The following is a 24332-nucleotide window of genomic DNA, read 5'->3' on the forward strand; positions in this document are numbered from 1 at the left end:
ATGTTCCAGGAGAGTAACCTCGTGGTAGCGGAAACCTCCGCGGAATGCCCGATCCGCCGTGAGCTGGCGCAGCTCGCCGCCAATCTCGACACGCGCTTCCTGCGCGCCGGCACGACGCTTGCCGAGGCGATCGGGATGATCGACCGGATCGTCGGCGGCCTCGACACGATCGTCGATGCACTTGACGCGAGCCATGCCGGCGCCGCCGCCGCCGACCTCGCCCATGTCGCCGAACGGGTCACCACCTTGCCCGCGACGCTCGCCGCGCGGACCGAGCGGGTGAAGACGATCGCCGGCATCGCCGCGCTGCTGCGCCAGCACGTGCTCGACATGCACCGCTCGCTGCGCGTGCTCGGCATCTATGGCATGAACATCAAGATCGCCGCCTCGGGCGAGCCGCAGTTCGTCGGCTTCGTCAACGGCATGAACGGCAAGCTCGCCGCCGGCGAAACCTTGCTGACCGAGGTGATCGCCAAGCTGAAGGATCTGGAGACCGGCCTTGCCAGCGTGCAGCAGGTCGACCGCCTGCTCACCACCGAATGCGCCAAGGCGGTGCCGGCGGTGCCGCAGCGGCTGGCGGCGGATGCGGCGGCGCTCGGCGTCCACCTGCAAGGCGCGGCGCAGCTCGCCCGGCGCGTCGCGGAGATCGCGCGCAGCATCCAGACCAAGGTCGGCGTGCTGCTCGGCGCCTTGCAGGTCGGCGACAGCACGCGCCAGCGGCTCGAACATGTCGTCGCCGCGCTGCAACTGGTCGAATCGCATGGCTGCGGCCCGGCGGCGGCGGCGCATGTCGACCGCATGCTCGCCGCGCAGCTCGATGCCGTCGTGCAGGATTTCGGGCGCGAGACCGGCGCGCTGGTCGCCTCGCTCGAAGCACTCATCCCCGACGGGCGGGCGCTGCTCGACCTGATCGCCGAACAGGCGGGCGAGGACAATCGCGGCTTCCTCACCCGGCTGGAGGAAAGCGTGACCGGCATGGACCGGATCATCGTCCAGCTCCAGTCCGCGCACCAGCAGGCGGAGGGGATGACCGGACTGATCGACGCGACGGTCACCGACCTGACGCAGCGCGTCGGCCGGCTGAGCGCGATCCGCACCGACGTGCAGGACATCGCGACCAACACCCGCCTGCTCTGCCGCCGCCACGGCGCGGTCGGCCGCGCCGTCGCGGTGGTCGCGCAGGAGGTCGATGCCTATGCGCGCGATCTCGGCGCGACGACGGTCGAGGTCGGCCATACCATCGGCCGGCTCGGTGACGCCGAGGTGTCGCTGGCGCTGAGCGACGACGAGCCCGACATCGCGACGATGCTGGCACGCGCACTGGCGGTGATCCGCGAGGCCTGCCGCCGCACCGAACAGGTGGTGTTGCAGGGCGGCGACGACGCGCAACGACTGGTCGAGCTGGTCGAGGCGACGACGGTCGATCTGGGGCAGGAACTGGCGCTGACCGGGACGATGGAGGTCGCCGCGGTCATGCTGTCGAGCCGCGCCAGCGACGTACCCGCCGTCACCGGCGACGAGGAAGGCGAGTTGCACGCGGTGCTGCCGGCGATCGCCAAACTCTACACGATGGCCGGCGAACGCGATGTCCACGCCCGCTTCCTGCTGCCGGGCATGGCGCCGACCGTCCATGCCGCCAACGACGATGACGACGACGACGGGCTGTTCTGAACGGGCGACGGGGTCACCGTCACCGCACTGACCCAATCCGCGGCTAGCGCGCGGCGGATGAAGATCGTTCGCCTGCTGTCCGTCGTCACTCTGGTCCTGGCCGCCGGCGCCTCGTCCGCGCCGTCCGCGGCGGCGCCGGTACTCACCGTCGAGCGGGTGGTAATGCTGGTCCGGCACGGCGTCCGCGCGCCGATCGACGGCGAGGTGCCGCAGGGCACGCGGACGGCGGCGCCCTGGCCGCGCTGGCCGGTGCCGGCGGAGCACCTCACCGGCCACGGCGCGCAGGCGATGACGATCCTTGGTGCGGAGGATCGCCGTATCCTGATTGCCGCCGGGCTGTTGCCGCCGAACGACTGCCCGGCGACGCAGACGGTAGAGATCCAGACCAATACCGCCGAGCGCACCATCGCCAGCGGCGCGGCCTTGGCCGCCGGCCTCGCGCCGGGCTGCACGATAACGGTCGATCATCGCGCGGCCGGCGAGGTCGATCCGCTGTTCGAGCCGCTGCGCGCGGGCGCGACCCGGTTCGACCCACGCGCCGCCATCGCCGATATCCAGCGCTACACCGGCGGTGTCGATGCGCTCGCCCGGCGGCACGCTGCGGCGATCGCCAAGCTCGACATGTTGCTCGGCTGCGGGGTGCCGCAGGGGTGCAGCCCCCTCACCCCGTCACGCGTCCTGCCCTCCGCCGACGGGCGCGGCATCGATCTGAGCGGGCCGATCCGCACCACCTCGGGCACCGCACAGGTGTTGCTGCTGCAATATGCCGAGGGGCTGGAGGCGCCAGGCTGGCAGCACGTCGATGCCGCGACGCTGCGCGAGGTCGGCACGCTGCATGCCGCATTGTTCGACGTGTTCAGCCGCCCGCCCTATATGGCCGCGCATCAGGCCGCCGCCTTCGGGCGCCATATGCTCGCCGCGCTGACCGCCCCCCGCGCCGCGCCGATCGACGTGCTGGTCGGCCACGATACCAACGTCACCGCGCTCGCCGCCGTCCTGCATGTCCCGCTGCGCGCGCCGGGCTATGCCGAGGGCGATGTCGCCCCCGGCGGCGCGATCTGGCTGGAACGGCTGTACGATCCGGCGAGCGGACGCCGCTTCGTTCGTGCCTCCTACCACAGCCAGTCGCCCGAGGCGCTGCGCACGCTGTCGCCGGTCGTGACGGTCACGCCGCTGCCGATCCCCGGCTGCAACGCGGACGGCATCTGCGACCTTGCCGCCTTCGACCGGATGATCCGGTCCCGGCTCGCCGCGCTGCGCCAGCCGGATCAATAAGCCGCGGTGAAGCGGCTCCGGCTGTGCTGCGGCCGTTCGAGTTCGTCGACCATCGCGATCGCATAATCCGCGAAGCTGATCCTGCTCTCGCCGGCGTCGTCGACGACCAGTCGGTCGCCGCCGGTGCGGTAATGGCCGGTTCGCGGCCCTTCGAAGATCAGCGCGGCGGGCGAGAAGAAGGTCCAGTCGACCTCCTGCTCGTCGCGCAGCGCATCGAGGAAGGCGATCCCGCCCGCCGCAAACGGCTTCCACTCCGCCGGAAAGTCGGGCGAGTCGAACAATCGCTGGCCCGGCGCGACCTCCAGGCTCGCTGCGCCGCCCGTCACCAGCAGCCGCGGCACGCCGGCGCGCTTGACCGCGGACAGCAACGTCTCCGCCGAAATGTCGAAATGCAGCGGGCTGATCACCGCATCGCTGCCGCGGATCCGCTCGGCGAGCGCAACCGGGTCGGCTGCATCGCCGGCCACCGGCTCGACGCCTTCCGCCTGGGGAATCGCCTCCGGCCGGCGCGCGATCGCCCGAACCTGATGACCGCGCGCGGCAAGTTCCCTGGTGATCTCCGACCCGGCATGACCGCTCGCGCCCAGCACTGCTACCTTCATGTCGCACCTCCATGGTTTCCAACGGTGACCAAGGTCGGTAAAGGTGACCGCCGATGCAAGACGGCACCTTCGACTCCCTTGGTCACCGCGTGGAAACCGCCTCCGCCCGCGGCGATGCCTATGCGCGCGACTGCCCGACCCGACAGCTGCTCGACCGGATCGGCGACAAATGGAGCGTGCTGATCCTGCTGCTGCTCGGCGACGGCAAGTGGCGCTTCGGACAGCTCAAGCAGCGGATCGGCGGCATTTCGCAGAAGATGCTGAGCCAGACGTTGCGCGCGCTGGAACGCGACGGGCTGGTGACGCGCCACGCCGTCGCGACCGTGCCGGTCAGCGTCAGCTATCGTGTCACCCCGCTCGGCCGGGACCTGCTGGCGGCGCTCAGGCTGATGATCGACTGGGCAGAGACGCGCATGCCAGAGGTGATCGAGGCGCAGCGCCGCTACGACACGCGCGTCGCCGCCAGCCATTGATCGCCCGGCGTGCATCGGCGCGCCGGTCCGGTGCGTTGGGGCACGATGGCCGTCTTCTTCACCGCCGACACGCATTTCGGCGACCACCGCACGATCAACATCCAGCGCCGGCCGTTCGCCGACACCGCGGCAATGGACGCGACGCTGATCGCGCGCTGGAACGATCGGGTCGCGCCCGACGACGAGGTCTGGCATCTCGGCGATGTCGCGCGGCGGGCTGCCGATGTCGCGCCGTTGCTCGGCCGGCTGCACGGTATCAAGCGGCTGCTGGCCGGCAACAACGATCCTGACGGCACGCGTACAGCGGCGGGCTGGGCGAGCGTCGGCGACTATGCGGAGATAATGCTCGACGGCCACGCGCTCGTCCTGTGCCATTATCCCTTCCGCAGCTGGAACGGCCAGCACCGCAAGGCGATCAACCTGCATGGGCACAGCCACGGCCGACTCAAGCCGCTGCCCCGCCAGTTCGACGTCGGCGTCGACGCGCGCGGTTTCGCGCCGGTGACGCTCGCCGAATTGCTGGCCCCGATGCCGCCGGCCGCTCGTTGAGCGCAGACCATCGAGAGGATAGCATCATGACCGACCAAGCCGATTCCGCCGTCGATCGCCCCGCCGGCCCCGAGGATACCAACGCCGCCGGCAAGACCCAGCGCGACATCGCGGAGTCCGGCAGCAGCGGCGCGGATGACAATGACGACGACAAGGCGCAAGACGATCTCGAGGCCGACGACCTCAAGGGCTTCGTCAAGGATCCGCTCGAACAATGACCCGACCCGACACCCGCGACGCGCGACCGGAGCAACGGCAGCCCGCCACCACCGGCAATGCGCCGCTGGTGCGGCGGGTGATCGTCGTGATGATCGCCTTCCTCGCCGTGTCGATGGCGGGAATGCTCGCGCTCGGCATCGCGCTGTACCGCAGCTGACGGCGCTCAGTCCGCGTCCGGCATCATCCGCGCGGACAGGTCCATCAGGTTGCGCGCCGCATCGCGATCCTCGGCATCGGTGAAGACCGCATCGAGCGCCGGCGCGGCGTCCAGCATGTAGAGCAAGGTCCAGAGTGCGAACCGGCGCGCGCGATCGCGCTCCAGCCCGAGGTCGACGGTCATATGCTCGATGCCCGCCGCGATCGTTTCCGCCGGCACGCTCGCCAGTTGGTCGGTGCCGAAATAGCGGCGCATCTGATCGTCGAGGTCCATGCCGGCGTCCTAACGAGCCGCGGCGACGCGGCAAGCCCACACCGTGCAGCCGAGGCAGCGGAACATGCGCTGCCCACCGGCGCTATGCGGGGATGACCCTAGATCATCAGGCTCCGCGCCCGTCCCCGGCCCTCTCCCGCCTCGCCGCCGCCGGCATCGTCGCCGCGGTGCTCGGCACCAGCGCGTTGCTCGGCCGGCGCAACGCCCCGGCGCCCGACCATCCCCGCATCCGACGCTGGTACCGCCGCCTCGACAAGCCGTCCTACACGCCGCCCGATGCGGTGTTCGGCGCGGTCTGGCCGGTGCTGGAAACCGGCATGGCGCTGGGCGGCTATCGCGTCCTGCGCCAGCCGGCGAGTGCCGATCGCACCGCGGCGCTCGCCCTATGGCTCGGGACCAGCGCGATGATCGGCGGCTGGACGGAATTGTTCTTCCGCCGCCACGCGCTGACCGGCAGCACGGTCGCCGCCGGCGCGATGCTGGCGAGCGCCACCGGCTTCGCGGTAACGGCACGCCGCATCGATCGCCCCGCCGCCACTACCGCCCTTCCGCTGATCGGCTGGCTGGGTTTTGCAACGCTGCTCTCCGAACGCATCCGCGAAACCAACGACGCTGAGGTGGCGCCAGCGGCTCAGGGCCGCTGAGCAAGCTTGGATCGTACGCCGTCCACCGCCGCATTAACGGTTGCGGATCAACTGCAAGCCCCCGGCCCTCACCCCCCGCGCAGCGACCAGGCCAGCCACAGCCATCCGCCGATCAGCAGCGCGCCGCCGATCGGCGTGACCGCGCCGAGCCAGCGCGGTGCGCCGAGCGCCATCAGGTACAGGGTCCCTGCGAACACCGCGCCGCCAGCGACGAACAGCCACGCCGGCCCGCGCGCCTCCACGCGCAGCGCGACCAGCGCCGCCACCGCATGGACCAGCTGGTAATGGCCGCCGGTCTTGAGCCAGTCGACCGCGGGCCCGCTCGCGCCGTGCGCGCCGAACGCCCCCGCCGCCACCGCGATCGCCCCCGACAGCGCCGCCAGTATCGCTACCATCATCGCGGATCATTCCCCCAGGGCTGCTGCTCGGCGACGAGCGATCGCGCCGCGCGGATATCGCCCGCCTCGATCTGGATGCGCAGCCGTTCCTTGTCGCGCGCGCGATAGGTCTCCTCGGCGCGGTCGATCTCGGCACCGGCGATACCGAGGTCGCGCATCGCGACTCGCGCCATCTTCACCGCCGATTCGAGCACCTCGCGCACGACGAACACGCCCGAGGCCTTCTTGAGCTTGACCAGCGCCCGCCGGTCGAACGCGCGCACGTAGATGGCTGCGTTGGGAAAGGCCTCGTGCACGCCCTCCAGCGTATCCGGCTGGATCTGATCGCCGTCGATGCAGAACAGGATCAGCTCCGCCTCCGCCGCGCCCGCCTGCCGCAGCAGGTCGAGCCGCGTGCCGTCGCCGTAGTAGACCTTGGCGCCGAACTCGCCGGCGATATCGATCATCTCGATGTCGTGGTCGATCAGCGTCACCGGGATCTTCTGCGCGAGCAGCATCTGCCCGACGGTCTGCCCGAAGCGCCCATAGCCGACGATGATCGCATTGGCGCCATCCGCCTTGGGCCCGTCGCGCGACTGATCCTTCGCCACCGGCTCCTCGCGGAAGCGGCGGGTCGCGCCCATCAGAAACGGCGTCGTCGCCATCGATACGGTGATGATCGCGCCGAACAGGCTCGCCGCCTCCGGCGCGACGAGCAGCCCCTGCTGCGCCTGCGCGAACAGCACGAAGCCGAACTCGCCGCCCTGGCTGAGCAGCACGCCGAGCGCCAGTGCGCTGCGCCACGTCATCTTGAAGGCAAGGCCGATGCCCATGATCACCGCGGTCTTGGTCGCGATCAGCGCCAGCGCCATGCTGGCGACGAACAGCGGCCGCTCGGCGATCGCATGCAGGTCGAGCATCATGCCGACCGCGAGGAAGAACAGGCCGAGCAGGATCGAGCGGAACGGCTCGACATCCGCCTCCAGCTCGTGCCGATACGGGCTGTCCGCCAGCATCACGCCGGCGATGAACGCGCCGAGCGCGGTCGACAGGCCGAGCGATTCCATCACCGCGGCGCTGGCGATGACGGTGAACAGCGCGGCGAACACGAACATCTCGCGCTCGCCGAGATTGCCGATCAGCCGGAACAGCGGCCGCAGCAGGAAACGCCCGGCCAGCACCAGCCCGACCACCGCGCCGACCGTGTAGAGCGCGAGCAGCCAGCCGGGCGGCCCACCGGCATCGGCGGGGTTGCGGCTCATCGCCGCGACGATCGTGATCAGCGGCACGATCGAGAGATCCTGGAACAGCAGGATCGAAAAGGCGCGTTCGCCGAACGGCGTGCGCAGGCGCCCCGACGATTGCAGCAGGGGCAGCACCTGCGCGGTCGACGACAGCGCCAGCGGCAACCCGAGCGCGAGCGCGGCAGTCGGCGAGAAATGCGCAAAGCCCCATACGACCGCGGTGATCGCCAATCCGCACGCCACCACCTGAATCAGGCCGAGCCCGAAAATCTCGTGCTTCATCCGCCACAAGCGCGTCGGGTTCAGCTCCAGCCCGACGATGAACAGCAGCAGGGTGATGCCGAGTTCGGCGACCCCGATCTTCGACTCGGCGTCGCCGACCAGGCCGAGCAGATGCGGCCCGACCACCGCGCCGGCGATCAGGAAGCCCAGCGTCGCACCCAGGCCGAGCCGCCGGAACAGCAGCACGAAGCCGAGGGCGAAGCCGAGCAGGATGACTCCGTCGCGCAGCATCGACGCGCCGCCCGCCGCCTCATGCATGGGCATGCGCCTCGCGCGCCGCGAATGCCGCCTCGGCGGCCGCCTCGAACGCCAGCCGGATGGACGGATGCCGCGCGGTATAATCGAGCGCCGGCGTGAACACCTCCAGCCCCGGCCAGTCGGGCATGTCGCCCGTGCGTGCGAGCCATGCGGTCAGCGCGTCGCGCGCCGCCGCCAGGTCTTCGGGCGTCTTGCCCAGGATCTCGCGTGCGAGCAGCGACGACGACGCCTGCCCCAGTGCGCAGGCGCGCACCAGCATGCCGACCTCGCTGACCCGTCCGTCGTCACCGATGCCGACGTCCACCGTCACCCGGCTGCCGCAGATCGGCGAGCGTTTCTCCGCCGTCGCCTGAGCATGATCGAGCCGTGCATGATGCGGGATCGACGCGGCCAGCCGCAGGATGTCGGCATTGTAGAGAGGCGCATTCATCGTGGGCTGCTCGCATTATCGGAGGCGGTCTCGGGTCGGAGACTCTGGCGCGAGCCGAACACCGGTAGGCCGCGGCGCCGGCGATCGACGAAATCCGCGATCCCTGCGCTGGTCGCGTTGAGCAGGTTGTAGCAGCGCGAATGCGTCATCCATTCGGGCCGCTGCGCCGGGCCGCCGCGCGCGGTATCGACCAGCAGCGCCGCGACGAGAAAGCCGAGGCTGGCGATGATCAGCCCCTTGAGCGCGCCGAAGCCGAAGCCGAGTGCACGATCGATCGGCCCCAGGATCGACTGGCGCGTCCGCTTGCCGATCGCGTTGGCGACGAGCTTGCCGCCGATATAGGTGCCGCCGGCGATCACCACGAAGGCCGCCACCGCCGCGCCCGATGCGGTGCCGATCGTGCCGGCGAGCTTCGCGGCGAGCGTGACGTGGAACAGCTTGAGCATCGCGACGATCGCCACCCAGGCGAACAGCGACAGCACCTCGGTGACGAAGCCGCGCTTGAGGCCGAGCAGCGCCGCGCCCAGCACGGTGATGAGTACGATGATGTCGAGAGCGGTCAGCGCCATGTCAGAGGGAATAGGGGCGCACAGGCGGTGACGCTAGTCCCTGGTGGCCGAGGACTGCCCTTCCCCCCCTGCCGTCAGTCCACCCCCAACCGCGTCATCCCGGATTTCGTCGGGATGACGACAAGAAAAGATCAGGACGAAGCGACCGGGCGACGAGCCCCCGTCACCGCCCCAGCATATGATCCACGAACTCGCCGAGCGTCCGGAAGCCGGTCATCCGGAGCGCGCTGTCCTCCTTCGCCACGGCGGCGGGCACCAGCGCGCGTTCGAAGCCGAGCTTGCCGGCCTCCTTCAGCCGTAGCGCGCCATGCGCGACCGGCCGGATCTCGCCCGACAGCGCGACCTCGCCGAACGCCACCGCGTCGATCGGCACCGGCCGTTCCGACAGCGCCGAGACCAGCGCTGCCGCCACCGCCATGTCCGCCGCCGGGTCCTGCACCCGATACCCGCCGGCGATGTTGAGATAGACTTCGGCGTTGGAGAAGCTCAGCCCGCAGCGCGCCTCGAGCACCGCGAGGATCATCGCCAGCCGTCCGCTGTCCCAGCCGACCACCGCCCGTCGCGGCGTCGCCCCGCTCGCCAGGCGCACGACGAGCGCCTGGATCTCGACCAGCACCGGCCGCGTCCCCTCCAGCGCCGGGAACACCGTCGTCCCCGTCACGCTCTCGTCGCGCTGGGTCAGGAACAGCGCCGACGGGTTCGACACCTCCGCGAGCCCCTCGCTCTGCATCGCGAAGACGCCGATCTCGTCGGTGCCGCCGAAGCGGTTCTTGATCGCGCGCAGGATGCGATATTGATGGCTGCGCTCGCCCTCGAACGCCAGCACCGTGTCGACCATATGTTCGAGCACGCGCGGGCCAGCGATCGATCCGTCCTTGGTGACGTGCCCGACCAGCACCAGCGCGGTGCCGCGCTCCTTGGCGAAGCGGATCAGCTCCTGGCTCGACGCGCGGACCTGGCTGACCGTGCCGGGCGCGCCCTCGATCAGGTCGGAATGCATCGTCTGGATCGAATCGATCACGAGCAGCGCCGGCGGCGGCCCCATCGACAGCGTCGTCAGGATGTCGCGCGTCGAGGTCGCCGCCGCCAGTTGCACCGGGGCATGGCCGATCCCCAGCCGCCGGGCGCGCAGCCGCACCTGATCGGTCGCCTCCTCGCCCGAGACATAGGCGACGCTCCTGCCGGCCAGCGCCAGCTTGGCGGCGGCCTGCAACAGCAAGGTCGACTTGCCGATGCCGGGATCGCCGCCGATCAGCGTCGCCGACCCCTCGACGAAGCCGCCGCCGAGCGCCCGGTCGAGCTCGGCAATGCCCGTCGCCATCCGTTCCGGCAGCACGATATCGGCATCCAGCCCGACGAGCTGGAACGATCGCCCGCCGGTGCGCAGGTCATGCTTCGCCTGGAACGGGGTGACGGCCGCCGCCGCCTCCTCGACCAGCGTGTTCCATTCGGCGCAATCGCCACATTGCCCCGCCCAGCGATGCGACACCGATCCGCACGCCTGGCACACATATCGTTTCTGCGGTTTCGCCATGTCACCTGATGTAGCGGCACGAGAACGGGAAGGGAACAGATTTCCGGCAAAGGCGGCTGCCAGCCGTCCTGCCCGCCCTCGAAAGTGGCACGCCGCAACCGCCACGAACGCGGCCCGCGCCAAGCACGACGCCGGCCAACGTCATGGCCAACGTCATCCAGCGACATAGTCACGCCGCAATCACGCCGCTATGGCCGGCGGCAGCATGCAACCGTCTGATCTTCGTGTCGCGCTGTTCAGCGGCAACTACAATTACACGCGCGATGGTGCCAACCAGGCGCTGAACCTGCTCGTCGGCTACCTTCTTGAGCGCGGCGCGACCGTGCGCATCTATTCGCCGACGATCGATCCGCCCGCCTTCCCGCCGGTCGGCGACCTCGTCTCGGTGCCGGCGATCCCGATGCCGGGGGGGCGGGCGGAATATCTGCTCGGCCGCTATCTGCCGCGCAAGACGCGCGCCGACCTGGAGGCGTTCGCCCCCAACCTCGTCCACGTCTCCGCCCCCGACCTGCTCAATCATGGCGCGGTCACCTGGGCGCGCCGCAACCGCATCCCCAGCGTCTCGTCCTTCCACACCCGCTTCGAGACCTATTTCCGCTATTATCGGATCGGCTTCGTCGAACCGTGGATCAAGGCGCTGATGACGCGCTTCTACAATCGCGTCGACCGCGTCATGCCGCCGAGCCCGAGTATGGGCGCGCTGTTGCGCGAGTGGGGCGTGACCACACCGATCACCATCTGGTCGCGTGGCATCGATCATGCACGCTTCGTTCCGGAGCGGCGCAGCCTCGCCTGGCGCCGCGGGCTCGGCATCGCCGACGACGAGATGGTCGTTGGCTTCCTCGGCCGGCTGGTGAAGGAAAAGGGGCTCGACGTCTTTGCCGAGGTGGTCAAGGACCTCACCCGCCGCGGCGTCCCGCACAAGGTGTTGGTGATCGGCAAGGGGCCCGCGCAGGACTGGTTCGCCGAACAGGCGCCGGGCGCGATTTTCGCAGGCTTCCAGTCGGGCGACGATCTCGGCCGTGCGGTCGCCTCGCTGGACGTGTTCTTCAACCCCTCGATCACCGAAACCTTCGGCAACGTCACGACCGAGGCGATGGCCGCCGGCGTGCCGGTGGTCGCGGCGCGGGCCACCGGCGCGGTCGATCTGGTCGACGATGGCGTCACCGGCTTCCTCGTCGAGCCCACCGACATCCGCGGTTACGCCGATGCGATCGAGCGCATCGTCACCGAGCCCGGCCTCAAGACGCGGATGGGCGCCGCCGGCGTTGCCAGTGTCGCGCGATATCGCTGGGACACCGCAAACCAGACGGTATTGGATACCTATCTCGAACTCGTGCGCCGCCCGTAGGCGGGATCGACGTTCATCGATTCCTCCCCGCCAGGGGGAGGAGTTTTCTTCAAAGCTTGTATGTCGATCCGGCCTAGGCCCGAGATTGTCACCCCTCGCGAGGCGGCAATCCACACCAGCACGGCCCCGCAGGACGCAGGACCGTCGCTGCTTAGGCATCGCCGCCTTGGCGCGGAGGACGAAGAGGGGCGATGGCACCCCCCTGATCTGCCCCCCGCGCAAGCCACGCCCCGCGACGAAACATCACGACGTAAGCGGCCTCGCCAGCCTACCCCGCGCGCCAGTCGAACGTCAGCGGCGCCTCGCGGAACGCGAACCGGTCGAGATGGCTTGCCACCACCTCGCGCATCCGCGCCATGTCCTCCCCCTCCGGCACGCTCAGCACCAGATCGAGCGTCTCGCTGTCCGCCTTCATCTCCAGCCGCGATCCGTTGGGGAAGGCGATCGTTCCGGCTTCCGCGGTGAAGTGCACCTCCATCTTGTGGCTCCAATGTTTCGCCAGTTGCTGGAGGTAGCGGCTCGCCGACCCCGTCGGCACGCGTGCGACCGAGACGCTCACTTCAGCCGCTCGATTTTCTGCGCCACCTCGTCGATCAGCGCCGCGACCTCATGCACCGCATCGTCGGACAGATCGCCCGTCTCGACCCGGTGCATCACCACGTCGCGCAGGTTGCGCATCGCCCGTCGGATCGGCGCGCGATCGTGCCGGGCGCGGTGTGCGCCCACCTCGGCCAGCCGGGCCATCAGCATCGCGACCTCGTCGGCATGTTCGGCGAGATGCGCCTCGCCCGCCGCGGTCACGACGAAGCGCTTGCGCGCCGTTTCCGACGGCTGCTCGGCGATCAGCTCCATCTCGGCGAGCATCGTCAGCGCCGGATAGACCATCCCGGGCGACGGCGCATAGGCGCCGCCGGTCAGATCCTCGATCGCCTTGATCAGCTCGTAGCCGTGGCGCGGCTCGTCGGCGATCATCTTGAGCAGCACCAGCCGCAGTTCGGCGCCGTCGAACATCCGCCGCCGGCCGCCGCCGCGCTGCGCCTCGTTCCATTTGGCCGCGAAATCCGTCGCGAACCGGTCCCAGCGATCGTGACCGCCCCGCGGCCCGCAGCCCCGTCCACCGTGGCCATGCATATGTCCAAACATCGTCATTCCTTCTGCTATCACGATGCAGCGAAGATATATCTTCAGAGGGGAGACGCAAGATCCTTTCAAGATATATTTTGATGCTGTTCCTCAATCCGGTGTAGCAGCGGTGTAACGCGGCAGGGGGTGACGCCCCCGCCCCGCCCGCCTATCTCGACGCCATGGCAGACCTGCTCACCGGCCTGGAACCGGAGCCGACCCCCGACGCGCCGAGCGCCGACGCCCCCCTCGCCGACCGGCTGCGCCCGCGCCAGCTGGCGGACGTCGTCGGTCAGGAGCATCTCACCGGTCCCGACGGCGCGATCGGCCGCATGGTCGCCGCTGGCCGTCTCTCCTCGATGATCCTGTGGGGCCCGCCCGGCACCGGCAAGACGACGATCGCGCGGCTGCTCGCCGCCGCGGTCGACCTGCGCTTCGTCGCCATATCGGCGGTCTTCTCGGGCGTCGCCGAACTCAAGAAGGCCTTTGCCGAGGCGCGCGACCATGCCCGTATCGGCAAGCGCACGCTCCTGTTCGTCGACGAGATCCATCGCTTCAATCGCGCGCAGCAGGACGGCTTCCTCCCCTTCGTCGAGGACGGTACCGTGATCCTCGTCGGCGCGACGACGGAGAATCCGTCGTTCGAGCTCAACGCCGCCGTGCTCAGCCGCGCGCAGGTGCTGATCCTCCACCGGCTCGGCGCCACCGCACTCGGCAAATTGCTCGATCGCGCCGAGGCCGCGGAAGGCCGCCCGCTCCCCCTCACCCCGCCGGCACGCGACGCGCTGCTCGCCAGCGCCGATGGGGATGGCCGCTTCCTGCTCAACCAGGCGGAGACGCTCTTCTCGGTCAACCTCGATGCGCCACTCGACCCTGCCGGCCTGTCGAACTTCCTCCAGCGCCGCGTCGCGGTCTACGACAAGGATCGCGAGGGCCATTACAACCTCATCAGCGCGCTCCACAAAAGCATCCGCGGCTCGGACCCGCAGGCCGCGCTCTACTATCTCGCGCGCATGCTCACCGCGGGCGAGGAGCCGCTCTACCTGCTGCGCCGCCTGACCCGCGCCGCGGTCGAGGATATCGGCCTCGCCGACCCGCAGGCGCTGGTCCAGTGTATCGCGGCCAAGGACACCTACGACTTCCTCGGCTCGCCCGAGGGCGAACTGGCGATCGCGCAGGCCTGCCTCTATCTCGCGACCGCCCCCAAATCCAACGCAGCCTATATGGCGCAGAAGAAGGCGTGGCGCAGCGCCAAGGAGACGGGCTCGCTGATGCCGCCCGCCAACATCCTCAACGCGCCGACCAAGCTGATGAAGCAGATCGGCTATGGCGCGGACTATGCCTATGACCATGACGCCGACGATGCCTTTTCGGGCGCCAATTACTGGCCCGACGAACTAACCCCGCAGACCTATTACGAGCCGAGCGGCCGCGGTTTCGAGGCGCGGTTGCAGGAGCGGCTGGCGCATTGGGATGCGCTGCGCCGGCAGCGGCAAAGCCCTCTGGACTAGCCGCGGCTCTTGATCCATGGAGTGCGCCGATTGCCGGTTTAGCTCAGCTGGTAGAGCAGCGGTTTTGTAAACCGAAGGTCGCGGGTTCGATTCCTGCAACCGGCACCATTCCCCGGCATCGCCAAGAGCGTTCCGACGGCCGGCCGAGACCGGCCGCCAGACCCATGGTCAGAAGTTTCCGCGCACGATGAACGAGAAGCGGCGGTCGTTGACGAAGTAGGAACGTGGCGCCGTGGCGTTGGAGCCGCTGATATACGCCTGCTCGGTCTTGACGACCTGATTGGCGAGATTCACCCCCTGCACGCCGATCTTGACGTATTTGTTGACGTTGATGAACGCCGATGCGTCGAGCTGCCCGCCCGCCGACTGATAGATCGACGTATAGGGGAAGATCACGTCTGCCGCCGTCAGCAGATATTTGGAACGCCAATTGTAGGCGGCGCGCAGCGACACCGGACCCTTTTCATAGAAGACCGTGGCATTGGCGTTGTGCTTCGACAAACCTTCCAGCGGCAGGCTGCCGGGCGTGATGTTCGACGTGCCCGACGGCGCCCCGCCGTTCAGGAACGAATTGGGCAGGCCGGCGCTTTCGATATAGGAATAGTTGAGGTTCGCGCCCAGGCCGTTGAATATCCACGGCAGGAAGTCGAACGTCTGCTGATAGGAGACCTCGACGCCCTTCACCTTGCCCGTGCCCTCGTAATTGGCGGGACCGCGGACCTGCACCGTCTGTGTAATACCGTTGCTGTTGATCGTGCGGTTGGTCAGCGACTGATAGAAGAAGTTGCGGATCGACTTGTAGAAACCGTCGATCGACAGCTGCCCGACCCGGCCGAAATACCATTCGACCGTGGCATCGAACTGCCAAGCGGTGGCCGGCTTGAGATACGGGTTGCCCGCCGTCGCGGTAAGCTGGCCGCCATTGGCGTCGAAGCCGACGGTCAGGAAGTCGCGGATGTTCGAAAGGTCCGGCCGGGTCATCACCTTGGACGCGGCGAACCGCAGCACGACGTCCCGGCTCAGGCCGAGCTTGAGGTTCGCGCTCGGCAGCCAATAGGCATAATTGTTGCGCGCCACTTCGGCATTGGTGATGCCGGTCGAAAAGTCACGCAGCGTGTTGTAGCCCGCTTCGCCGAGGCGGCAGGCACCGCCTGGCGTATTCGTCGTCACCGTGCCATCGGGCTGGGTCGTCGTGACGGCCACGCAACGCACGCCATAGGGATCGTCGGTACCGGTCTGCGTCCGGGTCGGCGCACCGATCGAGCCGGCCGAGCTGATGTCCGACACGACATAGCGCAGGCCGACGTTGCCGGCGATGCGGACATTCCCGATCACCGGGCCGGGCGAGGCGAAATTGAGCTGCGCGTAGAGGTTCTTGTCCTGCTGCGAGACCTGCTGGATCTCGGACGGCAGGAAGCGGGTGCCCGCCACCACGCCGGCGCGCTCGCCCGCCGGCGCCCAGGGCGTCGCGGTGGAGCCGTTCGCCGCCCAGGCGGCCGAGACCTGCTTGAACCGACCGACGGTGGCGTCATAGCCGTCGGTCATGTTGCCGTTGTAATAATAGGCGCCGACCGGCCCCGGCGTGGCGCCGCGGAAGAAGTTCGGGAAGTCGTAGAACGACGTGTTCGCCGGGGATTGTGCGAACGACACCGGATTCGTGCCCGACCAGACTTCGCTGAGCGCGCCCCAATTGTAGGTGCTGTAGCGCACCTCCTGCGCCCGGTCCGCATAGCGCGCGCCGAACTTCAGATGCGTGAGGAAGCTGCCTTCATCGAATTTGTAGTCGAAGTCGGCCTTGAAGGCATATTCGCGGCCGCTGCTTTGCTCGAAATGATCCATCGCCGCACGCCAGAACTGGACACGCGGGTCGCGGAAATAGTCGGCATCCGACGCGCCGGCGAGCGCCGGGTTGACCGCGCTGCCCACGCCCGCGAGCGTCGTCGGCTTGTGCGGCACGACACGCGGCAGATCGCCTGACAAATCAAGCTCCGAATCCGCGAACGTCGACCCGAAGACGCGGAAGTCGATGTTGTTGTGCTCGGCGCGCGTATAATCGCCGTCCAGATTGACCGACAGATGGTCGCTGAGCTGGGTTTTCAGGTTGAGGCCGATATCCTTGACGGTATTCTCGTCATAACTCTGGCCGCGCGCCAATGATTGCTGGGTCCCGCCAGTTGGCACGAAACAATCCACCGAGCCGCTGCACGCGCCGCGATAGCCGGAGCCGGGCTGCGTGATGTAGCCCGACTGGAACAGGCCGGTGGAATCGTAATTGTAGTTGGTCGTCGTGCCGGTCGGGCATTCCGCGCGGGTCGTAGCATTGCCGTTCGATGCCGGGCCATTGCCGTTCTGCACGCAACCGAGCGGATAGGTGCTGTATTCGGCAAGATCGGGTGCCGTCTCGAACGTGCGTTCATCGCTTCGGCTGGTCGTGTGCGTGCGCAGGAATTGCGCGGTCAGCAGCGTCTTCTCGTCATTACTCTGCCATTGCGCCGAAAAGGCCTGACCCTGGCGGACGCGGTCGAAATCCTGGGTGCGGAACTGGCCGCCGATCGGCGCATAGCGCAGGCTGGCGGGGCCGAGGAAGCCATCCGCACCTGGCGTGCCGGCGGCGCCACAGGCGGCATTGCTCGTCGCCGACCCGCCCGAAGCCGGCAGCGTCGTGGTATCACCCGTCCCCGGCAGCGGATTGCGGCAGACCGTCGTCGTCGTGGAATTGGCGGCGAGCGCGAGCTGATTGTCGCGTGTCTGGAAGTTGGTGACCTGAACGCCGTCGGCGCGGCTGCGGATGCGCGAATAGGAGACATCGCCGAGCAGGCCGAACTTGCCGAGCGGAGTCTGCCACGTATTGCTGATCAGGATCGATCCCGTGGGCGACCATTTCTTCTCGAAATCGCCGTAATTGGCCTCGGCGTCGACGCCCATATGGAAGCCGCTGCTGTCGAACGGCTTGCGGGTGTTGAGGTTGACCGTGCCCGCCAGTCCGCCCTCGATCAGCTCGGCGGTGGCATTCTTGTAGACCTCGACCGAGCCGAGCAACTCGGCCGGCACATCGCCGAAGTTGATCGCCTGGCCGCCGATCCCGGCGGAAAAGGTATCGCGGCCGTTGAATTCCGAGCGCACGAAGTTGAGGCCGCGCACGCTGACCCCCGCGCCTTCGACCGAGAAATGGTCGGGATCGTTGGCACCGGCGAAGCGGCTGATCGACACCCCGGGCACGCGCTGCAGTGCCTCGGTGACCGAGCGATCGGGAAGCGCGCCGATGTCCGTCGCCGTGATCGCGTCGACGACGGTATCGGCGTTGCGCTTGATGTTCTGTGCATTGGCAAGGCTCTGGCGGATGCCGGTGACGACGATATCGGCGTCACCTGCCTCTGCGCCGGCATCGGTCTGCGCATCGGCGCTCGGCGTCGCGCTGACCGGCAATTGCGCTGCGGCGGTGCCGGTATTGGCGCTGGCCGGCGTTGCGGTGCCGGCGGTGCCGGGGCCGACCCGCGCACCGGTCGGCGACTGCGCCGGCTCCTGATCGGGCGTGGTTTGCGCCTGCGCAGCGCCGGCGAACGCCGCGACACACAAAGCGGTCGCGGACGCGCCCCGCAACAGGCAGACAATAGAACGTGCAATACCGTTCGACGGCGCAAGATGGCGCATCGTGATCCTCCCCATACGGCAGCGCTTTCAGAGCGTCCGTCCGTGCAGGCGATCAGAGCAGAGCGGTCCGGCGCCGGCAATGGTTGCGTTACCATCCAGTCGCAATGTGCAACGCTTTGCCGAAGACTGCGATATTCTTGCCACTGTAGGGCATGATCCCTGTCGGACGCGGCCCTTAACAGTCTCCGCGCCTGTCGTGACCACCGATGGTTGTGAGCGCCACCACGCGCGCAACCCGCATTACGCAGTCGTCGTCGTGCTGGCGTCCTGTCGTCGCCCCTTGTCATGACGGAATGATCCCCGGGCCCGGAATCACTGCGCGCCTTCACCGCACCGCGCGGCCGCGGGAAGCGATCCGGCCGGCGCTACCTTGATCGAAATACCGATAGCCGCCAGGATCTCGTACGGACTATTCCGAGAGACCCGCCGCTAGGTTCCGCCGCTGGATCTATCAGATCATGCCGCGAACGACATGATCGCTTGCGTTACGAACGTCGCGTCGCCTAAGGGCGTTCGGGCGTCGGGGAGTGGCGCAGTCCGGTAGCGCGCCTGCTTTGGGAGCAGGATGTCGCAGGTTCGAATCCTGTCTCCCCGACCACGTCCAGCTTCAGCCGCCTGTAGAACCAGCGCGAGGGCGATCATCTCGCCCCCGCCCATGCGATGACACGCCGTCCCCAGCCTCAGCGGCCACCGGTCTCCTCGACGATCGCGACATCCCACGGCGCCAGGTCGATCGGCGCGCCGCGCGTGATCTTGCGGTCGTGGAGCAGTTCGGTGCCGTCGGCGGGCGCAGCCAGCTGTTGCGGCGCCGCGGAATAGTTGAAGACATAGCGCACCGGATGGCCATTCTTCAGCCGGCCGCCGCGCACGATGATCGGAAAGCGCACGCCTGCGACGCTCGGCGTCACCCCTGCCCGCTCGACCTCGGCGGCGACGATCTTCTCGACCAGCGCGTCGCTCGGCATGAAGCCGATATAGCTCACTTCGCCCCTGCCCCAGGTGTTGCGCGTCATCGCCGCGCTCGCCGGCCAGGACGGATGTTTGTAGCGCGCGACGACCTTGGCGGTGGTCGGCGTCAGCATCTCCATCCACCAGCGCGCCTGATTGTCGCGCTCGCCGACGCCGAACGGATCGCCGTCGAGCGATACGCCCTCCGGAATGGTGAATTGCTGGTAGGTGACGCCGGCCGCCTCGGCGATCGCGCCGGGCTGGGCGGCGTAGCGGACCTTGGTATTCTCGTCCGAAAAGCCGCTCTTGAACGTGTAGAGCAGGTGGCCGCCGCGCTTGGCGTAATCGTTGAGCCTCGCGATCTCAGCATCGCTCGCCGCGTAGAGCGCGGGCACGACGATCAGCTTGTAATCGTCGAGCCTCGCGGTCGAATCCGGCGACAGGATATCGGCCTCGACGTTCATCCGGTACAGCGCATCGTAGAAGGGCCGCAGCACCTGATTGTAATCGACGCCGCTCGGCTTGAACGAATCGAAGGCACTCAGCGCGGTGTTGCTGACATAGACCGCGACCTGGTTGCGCTTGGTCATGCCCGCCAGTTTCGGCCCGATCCGCTTGAGATCGGCGCCGACCGTTTTCGCCTCGGCATAGACGGCATTGGGCTGATAATCCTGCGACAGCAGGCCGCGCCAATAGGTCTCGATCGCGTTGGCGGTGGTCGCCCAATGCCAATATTCGACCATCTGCGCGCCCGAAGCGAGGTGGCTGAACGCCTGCAGCCGCAATTGCCCCGGGTAAGGCGTCCAATTGGGAAAGCCCTGCGCCTCGGTTTCGAGCACGAGATAATTCTGGCCGTTGCGCATCGAGCGCGTGACGTCGCCGCCAAAGGCGATCTCGGCGCCGGTGAGCTTGTCCTGGCTGGGATGATAGATGTCGATCCCGGCGATATCGAGCGGACGCGCCGCCTTCCAGTGATCGACCTCGGGCTGGATGCCGTAGCTATGCCCCTTCCAGCCGAGATCGAAATTCTGCGTCATGAACTGGCCGGGACGGGCATGGGCGCGGACCAGCTTCGCCTGCCATGTCAAGAAATCGGTCACCAGGCTGCGCTGGAAGGCGGCGAAGGCGTTGGACAGGCTCGCGTTGATCGAGCCGTTGACCGAGGGGAAATCCTCCCAGCGGTTGATCCGGTTGCTCCAGTAATCGAGGCCATAGGCCTTGTTCATCGCATCGAGGCTGGGCCATTTGGCCTTCATCGTCTCGACGAAGGCGGCCTGCACGTTGGGACCGCTGGTGTCATAGGCCTTGGTCTCGCTGTCGAGTTGATAGCCGATGACCGCGGGGTGGTCCCTCACATGATCGACCAGCGCGACGATCACGCGCTCGGCGGCGGCGCGGTAATCGGGATCGGTGATGTCCATATTCTGCCGCCTGCCATATTCGGCGCGCCCCTGCGGCGTGACGACCAGCACATTGGGGTGCTGTTTCGCCAGCCAGGTCGGCACCGCATAGGTCGGCGTGCCGACGATCACCTTGATGCCCTGCCGGTGCATCGCCGCGAGCATCCGGTCGACATGGCTGAAGTCGAACACGCCCGGCTGGCGTTCCAGCGTTCCCCAGGTCGATTCGGCGATCCGCACGACGGTGATTCCCGCCGCCTTCATCAGCCTCGCGTCTTCGTCCACCCGGTCGACCGGCGTATATTCGTCATAATAAGCAACGCCGTAGAGGATCGTGTCGGGCAGCTGCGCCTGTGCCGATACCGATGCCAGCAGCATCGCCGGCAGCCCCAGAATCCATCGTCCCACCCGCATCGTCTTCCCCCTTTTGTCCGACTATATCGGCTTTCCTGAGGCTCGCAATCAGCCTCCGCGCGGTCGGCAGCGACGCGCGGCAGAGGCGATGTCGCACGTTTCGTGCGAAATTTTGAATGAAACGAAGGGCGTGGAGCGTGGTCGCTGATCCAATCCGCGATGATCGGCGCCGTCCCACTTTTCAGACAATCACTTTAAGTCCCTATTTTAACATCGCAAATGCTGACGTACGCAGGCAAAGCCAGACGGACGGTTCGCAACTCGCACCGCGCCGGGCCTTTCAGGCGGCCAAAAAGCGACGGCCGTATCGGGCAGTCGCTCGGCGGCACCGGAATCCACGATGCGAAGCGCCGGGGTCCCAGCGCTGTCGGAGTATTGAACGATGATGAACAGACGCACGATGATGAGCGGCGTGATCGCCGCGGGCCTGATGACCTCGCCGCTCGCCGCCGCGGTTCACGCCGACCGGCGTCGCAAGGGCTTCGACATCACCTTGCCCGACGGCGCGGTGGTCCCGGTCTGCGTCGATGCGCAGGATCTGCCCGGCGTCCGGCGTGCGGCGGCGGATCTCGCCGCGGATATCGGCCGCGTCACCGGCGTCGCCGCGACGGTGCTGAATGGCGGCTCCGGCACGTCTGGCCGGGCGATCATCGTCGGGACGATCGGCCACAGCCCGTTGATCGACGGCCTCGTCGCCGCCGGCAAGCTGGATGTCGCCACGATCCGGGGCCAATGGGAATCCTTCGTCGTGCAGACGATCGCCAATCCCATGCCCGGCGTCGCCGAAGCGCTGGTCATCGCCGGCAGCGACAAGCGCGGCGCGATCTACGGCATCTACGATCTGTCGCGGATGATCGGCGTATCGCCCTGGTATTGGTGGGCCGACGTTCCTGTCACCCAGCAGAGCCATCTCAGCGTCGCCCGCGGCCGCTACGTCCAGGCCTCGCCCGCGGTGAAATACCGCGGCATCTTCCTCAATGACGAAGCGCCGTGCCTGTCCGGTTGGACCACCGAGAAGTTCGGCGGCATGAACGCCGCCTTCTACGGGCGGCTGTTCGAATTGCTGCTGCGGCTGCGCGCCAATTACCTGTGGCCGGCGATGTGGAACAACGCCTTTGCGGTCGACGACCCCGCCAATGCGCCGCTGGCGGACGAATATGGCATCGTCATGGGGACCTCGCATCACGAGCCGATGATGCGCGCGCACAAGGAATGGACCGACCATCGCCGCGACTATGGCAATGGCCAGTGGAACTACGCCACCAATCGCGAGGGCGTGGCGCGCTTCTTCCGCGAGGGGATGGAGCGCAGCCGCGGCAAGGAGGTGGTCGTCACCATCGGCATGCGCGGCGACGGCGACGTCGCGCTCGAGAGTACCGGCGACCTGCAATCCGACGTGCGCCTGCTGGAGACGGTGATCACCGACCAGCGCCGGATCATCGCCGAGGGCATGGGCCGCCCGGCCGAGCAGGTGCCGCAGGTGTGGGTGCTGTTCACCGAAGTCTATAAATATTACGACGCCGGGCTGAAGCTGCCCGACGACGTGACGCTGATGTTCGCCGACGACAATGTCGGCAATCTGCGTCGCCTGCCATTGCCCTCGGAACGCGGCCGTCGCGGCGGTTTCGGCATCTATTTCCATATGGATATGCATGGCGGGCCGTTCGCCTACCAATGGATCAACTCCAATCCGCTGCCCAAGATCTGGGAGCAGATGAACCTTGCCAATCAATATGGCGCCAACGAGATGTGGATCGCCAATGTCGGCGATCTCAAGCCGCTCGAGCTGCCGGTCGAATTCTTCCTGGCGATGGCGTGGAACCCGCAGGACGTCGCCAAGGACAAGATCGCCGACTGGACCCGGGCTTGGGCCGAGCGCCAGTTCGGCAAGGAGCATGCCGCCGAGATCGCCGATCTCGCCGCGCGCTACGCCAAATACAATGCGCAGCCCAAGCCAGAGCAATTACGCCCCGACACCTACAGCCTCGAACATTACCGCGAGGCCGAACGGGTCAGCGATGCGTGGAGCGACCTCATCCGGCGCGCCGATGCGGTCAACGCCGCGCTGCGCCCGGAGCAGCGCGACGCCTTCTACCAACTGGTCCTGTATCCGGTGCGCGCCTGCGCCAACACCGCGCTGATGTATATCGCCGCGGCCCGGAACGCGCGCTTCGGCGAGCAGGCGCGCGCCAGCACCAAGGCCGAGGCGGAGGAAGTGCGGCGGCGCTTCCTCTACGACCACGCGCTGCGCGACACCTACAATCACGTCATGGCTGGCGGCAAATGGAACCACATGATGGACCAGACGCATATCGGCTATTTCGACTGGTACCCCCCCGAGCAGGACATCATGCCGCCGGTCACCGAACTGGACCTGAGCGGCGAGACGGGCTTCGGCGTCGCCATCGACGGCGATCGACGCTCGTGGCCAGGCTATTACCTGCCGCCGACGCTGCCGACGCTCGACAGCGTGACACGGCGGCCGACGTGGATCGAAGTGTATCCGCGCGGCAGCGCACCGGCCCCCACCACCATTACCGCGGATCAGCCATGGATCACGCTCCGCGAGGACAAGGCGTTCAGCATCTCGCCGCGCGACCGGCGCTTCTGGGTGGACGTCGACTGGGCACGGGCGCCAGTCGGCCGCACAGCGGCAACGATCACGATCAAGGGGCAAGGCCAGAGCCAGGGCCAGGGCGAAGGCAAGAGCGTCACCGTCCGCCTGACCGCGCTGCGCGCGACGCCACAGCAGGAGCGCGAGGCGCGTGGCGCCTTCGGCGGGCTGGCGGGCGCCTTCTCGATCCCGGTCACCGCCTTCACCCAGTCGACCGCGGTCAACGGCGTACGCTGGGAGCCGATCCCCGATTTCGGGCGGGTTGCGGCGGCGATGTCGGTCTTTCCGGTCGACGCACCATCCTTCGCCGATCCGACCCGCTCGCCGCAGCTCGAATATCCCGTCTATTTCGCCACATCGGGCGAGTACCGCCTCGACCTCGTGACCGGGCCGACGCTGGAGGTGATTCCCGGCCGCAAGCTGAGCGTCGCCGTCGGGCTCGATGATCAGGCGCCCAAGATCCAGACCGTCTTCACGCCGGAGAATGCCGCGGCGCAGGACTTCCTCGGCGCGCAACATGCCGTCAACACCGCGAACAACGCCCGGACGATGCGCTTCACGCTGCGCGTCGATCGGCCGGGCCGGCACGTGTTGAAGATCGCGATGATCGACCCGACGATCGTGCTGCAGACCATCGCCATCTCCAACGGCAAGCCGGACACGAGCTATTTCGGCCCGCCAGCGGCGGACCGAATTTGACGGTCGGGCAGGCTCTTGATGTCCGGGGTTGAGGACGGCCTGCCCTACGCCGCAGTGGCAAGGGG

21 protein-coding genes and 2 tRNA genes are annotated in these 24332 nt (G+C 67.9%); 12 read left to right on the top strand and 11 right to left on the bottom strand.

Features of this window, described 5'->3' with window-relative positions:
* Together HD841_RS09115 and HD841_RS09120 are read left to right on the top strand one after the other, a co-directional pair.
* A complete protein-coding gene (locus HD841_RS09115) occupies window positions 1-1671 on the top strand; it encodes a hypothetical protein (RefSeq protein ID WP_179508547.1) in 1671 nt (556 codons plus the stop codon).
* A gap of 57 nt (window positions 1672-1728) precedes the next feature.
* Complete coding sequence (locus HD841_RS09120) at window positions 1729-2946, top strand: histidine-type phosphatase (RefSeq protein ID WP_179508548.1); 1218 nt, start codon at window positions 1729-1731, stop codon at window positions 2944-2946.
* On the opposite strand, the gene HD841_RS09125 is transcribed toward HD841_RS09120, so the two are convergent.
* On the bottom strand, window positions 2940-3548 hold the full coding sequence (locus HD841_RS09125) for an NAD(P)-dependent oxidoreductase (RefSeq protein ID WP_179508549.1): 609 nt from the start codon (window positions 3546-3548) through the stop codon (window positions 2940-2942). The genes HD841_RS09120 and HD841_RS09125 overlap by 7 nt on opposite strands.
* Before the next feature lie 53 nt (window positions 3549-3601).
* Here HD841_RS09125 and HD841_RS09130 point away from each other — a divergent pair, with 53 nt between their 5' ends.
* The 4 genes from HD841_RS09130 to HD841_RS09145 are packed head-to-tail and all read left to right on the top strand — an operon-like array spanning window position 3602 to window position 4946.
* On the top strand, window positions 3602-4021 hold the full coding sequence (locus HD841_RS09130; protein WP_179508550.1) for a winged helix-turn-helix transcriptional regulator: 420 nt from the start codon (window positions 3602-3604) through the stop codon (window positions 4019-4021).
* Between the two features lie 45 nt (window positions 4022-4066).
* Window positions 4067-4570: a metallophosphoesterase gene (locus tag HD841_RS09135; protein ID WP_179508551.1), complete on the top strand. Its 504-nt coding sequence runs from the start codon at window positions 4067-4069 to the stop codon at window positions 4568-4570.
* Between the two features lie 26 nt (window positions 4571-4596).
* Window positions 4597-4788, top strand: a complete 192-nt coding sequence (locus tag HD841_RS09140) for a hypothetical protein (protein WP_179508552.1) — start codon at window positions 4597-4599, stop codon at window positions 4786-4788.
* A complete protein-coding gene (locus HD841_RS09145; RefSeq protein ID WP_179508553.1) occupies window positions 4785-4946 on the top strand; it encodes a hypothetical protein in 162 nt (53 codons plus the stop codon). The genes HD841_RS09140 and HD841_RS09145 overlap by 4 nt, the downstream gene beginning before the upstream one ends.
* A 6-nt stretch (window positions 4947-4952) precedes the next feature.
* Here the strand turns inward: HD841_RS09145 and HD841_RS09150 are convergent, their stop codons facing one another.
* A complete protein-coding gene (locus tag HD841_RS09150; protein ID WP_179508554.1) occupies window positions 4953-5219 on the bottom strand; it encodes a hypothetical protein in 267 nt (88 codons plus the stop codon).
* Window positions 5220-5311: 92 nt separating this feature from the next.
* Between HD841_RS09150 and HD841_RS09155 the strand changes: the two genes are divergently transcribed.
* A complete protein-coding gene (locus tag HD841_RS09155) occupies window positions 5312-5863 on the top strand; it encodes a TspO/MBR family protein (RefSeq protein ID WP_179508555.1) in 552 nt (183 codons plus the stop codon).
* A gap of 68 nt (window positions 5864-5931) precedes the next feature.
* On the opposite strand, the gene HD841_RS09160 is transcribed toward HD841_RS09155, so the two are convergent.
* The 5 genes from HD841_RS09160 to radA all read right to left on the bottom strand — a co-directional run bounded on the left by HD841_RS09160 (window position 5932) and on the right by radA (window position 10557).
* Window positions 5932-6261 (bottom strand): DUF423 domain-containing protein, encoded by a 330-nt coding sequence (locus HD841_RS09160; protein ID WP_179508556.1) that lies wholly within the window; start codon window positions 6259-6261, stop codon window positions 5932-5934.
* Window positions 6258-8024: a cation:proton antiporter domain-containing protein gene (locus HD841_RS09165; RefSeq protein ID WP_179508848.1), complete on the bottom strand. Its 1767-nt coding sequence runs from the start codon at window positions 8022-8024 to the stop codon at window positions 6258-6260. The genes HD841_RS09160 and HD841_RS09165 overlap by 4 nt, the downstream gene beginning before the upstream one ends.
* The gene (locus HD841_RS09170; RefSeq protein ID WP_179508557.1) at window positions 8017-8454 is read right to left on the bottom strand and encodes an iron-sulfur cluster assembly scaffold protein; all 438 of its coding nucleotides are present in this window, start codon (window positions 8452-8454) and stop codon (window positions 8017-8019) included. The genes HD841_RS09165 and HD841_RS09170 overlap by 8 nt, the downstream gene beginning before the upstream one ends.
* On the bottom strand, window positions 8451-9023 hold the full coding sequence (locus tag HD841_RS09175) for a CvpA family protein (RefSeq protein ID WP_179508558.1): 573 nt from the start codon (window positions 9021-9023) through the stop codon (window positions 8451-8453). The genes HD841_RS09170 and HD841_RS09175 overlap by 4 nt, the downstream gene beginning before the upstream one ends.
* A gap of 163 nt (window positions 9024-9186) precedes the next feature.
* Entirely contained in the window at window positions 9187-10557 is a 1371-nt protein-coding gene (gene radA, locus HD841_RS09180) for a DNA repair protein RadA (RefSeq protein ID WP_179508559.1), read from the bottom strand.
* Window positions 10558-10762: 205 nt separating this feature from the next.
* On the opposite strand from radA, the gene HD841_RS09185 reads away from it, so the two are divergent.
* Window positions 10763-11908: a glycosyltransferase family 4 protein gene (locus HD841_RS09185; RefSeq protein ID WP_179508560.1), complete on the top strand. Its 1146-nt coding sequence runs from the start codon at window positions 10763-10765 to the stop codon at window positions 11906-11908.
* A gap of 268 nt (window positions 11909-12176) precedes the next feature.
* Here the strand turns inward: HD841_RS09185 and HD841_RS09190 are convergent, their stop codons facing one another.
* Window positions 12177-12467, bottom strand: a complete 291-nt coding sequence (locus HD841_RS09190; protein ID WP_179508561.1) for a DUF2218 domain-containing protein — start codon at window positions 12465-12467, stop codon at window positions 12177-12179.
* The gene (locus tag HD841_RS09195) at window positions 12464-13051 is read right to left on the bottom strand and encodes a PadR family transcriptional regulator (protein ID WP_373562991.1); all 588 of its coding nucleotides are present in this window, start codon (window positions 13049-13051) and stop codon (window positions 12464-12466) included. Before HD841_RS09195 ends, HD841_RS09190 begins: the two co-directional genes overlap by 4 nt.
* Before the next feature lie 161 nt (window positions 13052-13212).
* On the opposite strand from HD841_RS09195, the gene HD841_RS09200 reads away from it, so the two are divergent.
* Entirely contained in the window at window positions 13213-14541 is a 1329-nt protein-coding gene (locus HD841_RS09200) for a replication-associated recombination protein A (protein ID WP_179508562.1), read from the top strand.
* A 32-nt stretch (window positions 14542-14573) separates the two neighbouring features.
* Window positions 14574-14649: transfer RNA gene (locus tag HD841_RS09205), tRNA-Thr, on the top strand.
* 60 nt (window positions 14650-14709) lie between these two features.
* On the opposite strand, the gene HD841_RS09210 is transcribed toward HD841_RS09205, so the two are convergent.
* Window positions 14710-18192, bottom strand: coding sequence for a TonB-dependent receptor (locus HD841_RS09210; RefSeq protein ID WP_179508563.1), 3483 nt, complete (start codon window positions 18190-18192; stop codon window positions 14710-14712).
* Between the two features lie 521 nt (window positions 18193-18713).
* On the opposite strand from HD841_RS09210, the gene HD841_RS09215 reads away from it, so the two are divergent.
* Window positions 18714-18790 (top strand) — tRNA-Pro (locus tag HD841_RS09215).
* Window positions 18791-18872: 82 nt separating this feature from the next.
* Here the strand turns inward: HD841_RS09215 and HD841_RS09220 are convergent.
* The gene (locus tag HD841_RS09220) at window positions 18873-20954 is read right to left on the bottom strand and encodes a beta-galactosidase (protein WP_179508564.1); all 2082 of its coding nucleotides are present in this window, start codon (window positions 20952-20954) and stop codon (window positions 18873-18875) included.
* 382 nt (window positions 20955-21336) lie between these two features.
* Here HD841_RS09220 and HD841_RS09225 point away from each other — a divergent pair, with 382 nt between their 5' ends.
* Window positions 21337-24267 carry a glycosyl hydrolase 115 family protein gene (locus HD841_RS09225; protein ID WP_257015383.1) on the top strand — a complete coding sequence of 977 codons (2931 nt, stop codon included), beginning with the start codon at window positions 21337-21339 and terminating at the stop codon, window positions 24265-24267.
* Window positions 24268-24332 lie beyond the last annotated feature (65 nt).

Source organism: Sphingomonas melonis (genome assembly GCF_013409985.1).
Lineage (GTDB): Bacteria > Pseudomonadota > Alphaproteobacteria > Sphingomonadales > Sphingomonadaceae > Sphingomonas > Sphingomonas melonis_A.

Excerpts from the sequence above, each read along its gene's own strand:
- HD841_RS09170 (WP_179508557.1), bottom strand. The coding sequence starts at position 8,454 with ATGAATGCGCCTCTCTACAATGCCGACATCCTGCGGCTGGCCGCGTCG.
- HD841_RS09145 (WP_179508553.1), top strand. The coding sequence starts at position 4,785 with ATGACCCGACCCGACACCCGCGACGCGCGACCGGAGCAACGGCAGCCC.
- HD841_RS09175 (WP_179508558.1), bottom strand. The coding sequence starts at position 9,023 with ATGGCGCTGACCGCTCTCGACATCATCGTACTCATCACCGTGCTGGGC.
- HD841_RS09225 (WP_257015383.1), top strand. The coding sequence starts at position 21,337 with ATGATGAACAGACGCACGATGATGAGCGGCGTGATCGCCGCGGGCCTG.
- HD841_RS09130 (WP_179508550.1), top strand. The coding sequence starts at position 3,602 with ATGCAAGACGGCACCTTCGACTCCCTTGGTCACCGCGTGGAAACCGCC.
- HD841_RS09150 (WP_179508554.1), bottom strand. The coding sequence starts at position 5,219 with ATGGACCTCGACGATCAGATGCGCCGCTATTTCGGCACCGACCAACTG.
- HD841_RS09200 (WP_179508562.1), top strand. The coding sequence starts at position 13,213 with ATGGCAGACCTGCTCACCGGCCTGGAACCGGAGCCGACCCCCGACGCG.
- HD841_RS09120 (WP_179508548.1), top strand. The coding sequence starts at position 1,729 with ATGAAGATCGTTCGCCTGCTGTCCGTCGTCACTCTGGTCCTGGCCGCC.
- HD841_RS09210 (WP_179508563.1), bottom strand. The coding sequence starts at position 18,192 with ATGCGCCATCTTGCGCCGTCGAACGGTATTGCACGTTCTATTGTCTGC.
- HD841_RS09195 (WP_373562991.1), bottom strand. The coding sequence starts at position 13,051 with ATGTTTGGACATATGCATGGCCACGGTGGACGGGGCTGCGGGCCGCGG.
- HD841_RS09135 (WP_179508551.1), top strand. The coding sequence starts at position 4,067 with ATGGCCGTCTTCTTCACCGCCGACACGCATTTCGGCGACCACCGCACG.
- HD841_RS09125 (WP_179508549.1), bottom strand. The coding sequence starts at position 3,548 with ATGAAGGTAGCAGTGCTGGGCGCGAGCGGTCATGCCGGGTCGGAGATC.
- HD841_RS09160 (WP_179508556.1), bottom strand. The coding sequence starts at position 6,261 with ATGATGGTAGCGATACTGGCGGCGCTGTCGGGGGCGATCGCGGTGGCG.
- HD841_RS09185 (WP_179508560.1), top strand. The coding sequence starts at position 10,763 with ATGCAACCGTCTGATCTTCGTGTCGCGCTGTTCAGCGGCAACTACAAT.
- HD841_RS09155 (WP_179508555.1), top strand. The coding sequence starts at position 5,312 with ATGACCCTAGATCATCAGGCTCCGCGCCCGTCCCCGGCCCTCTCCCGC.
- HD841_RS09115 (WP_179508547.1), top strand. The coding sequence starts at position 1 with ATGTTCCAGGAGAGTAACCTCGTGGTAGCGGAAACCTCCGCGGAATGC.
- HD841_RS09140 (WP_179508552.1), top strand. The coding sequence starts at position 4,597 with ATGACCGACCAAGCCGATTCCGCCGTCGATCGCCCCGCCGGCCCCGAG.
- HD841_RS09220 (WP_179508564.1), bottom strand. The coding sequence starts at position 20,954 with ATGCGGGTGGGACGATGGATTCTGGGGCTGCCGGCGATGCTGCTGGCA.
- HD841_RS09165 (WP_179508848.1), bottom strand. The coding sequence starts at position 8,024 with ATGCATGAGGCGGCGGGCGGCGCGTCGATGCTGCGCGACGGAGTCATC.
- radA (WP_179508559.1), bottom strand. The coding sequence starts at position 10,557 with ATGGCGAAACCGCAGAAACGATATGTGTGCCAGGCGTGCGGATCGGTG.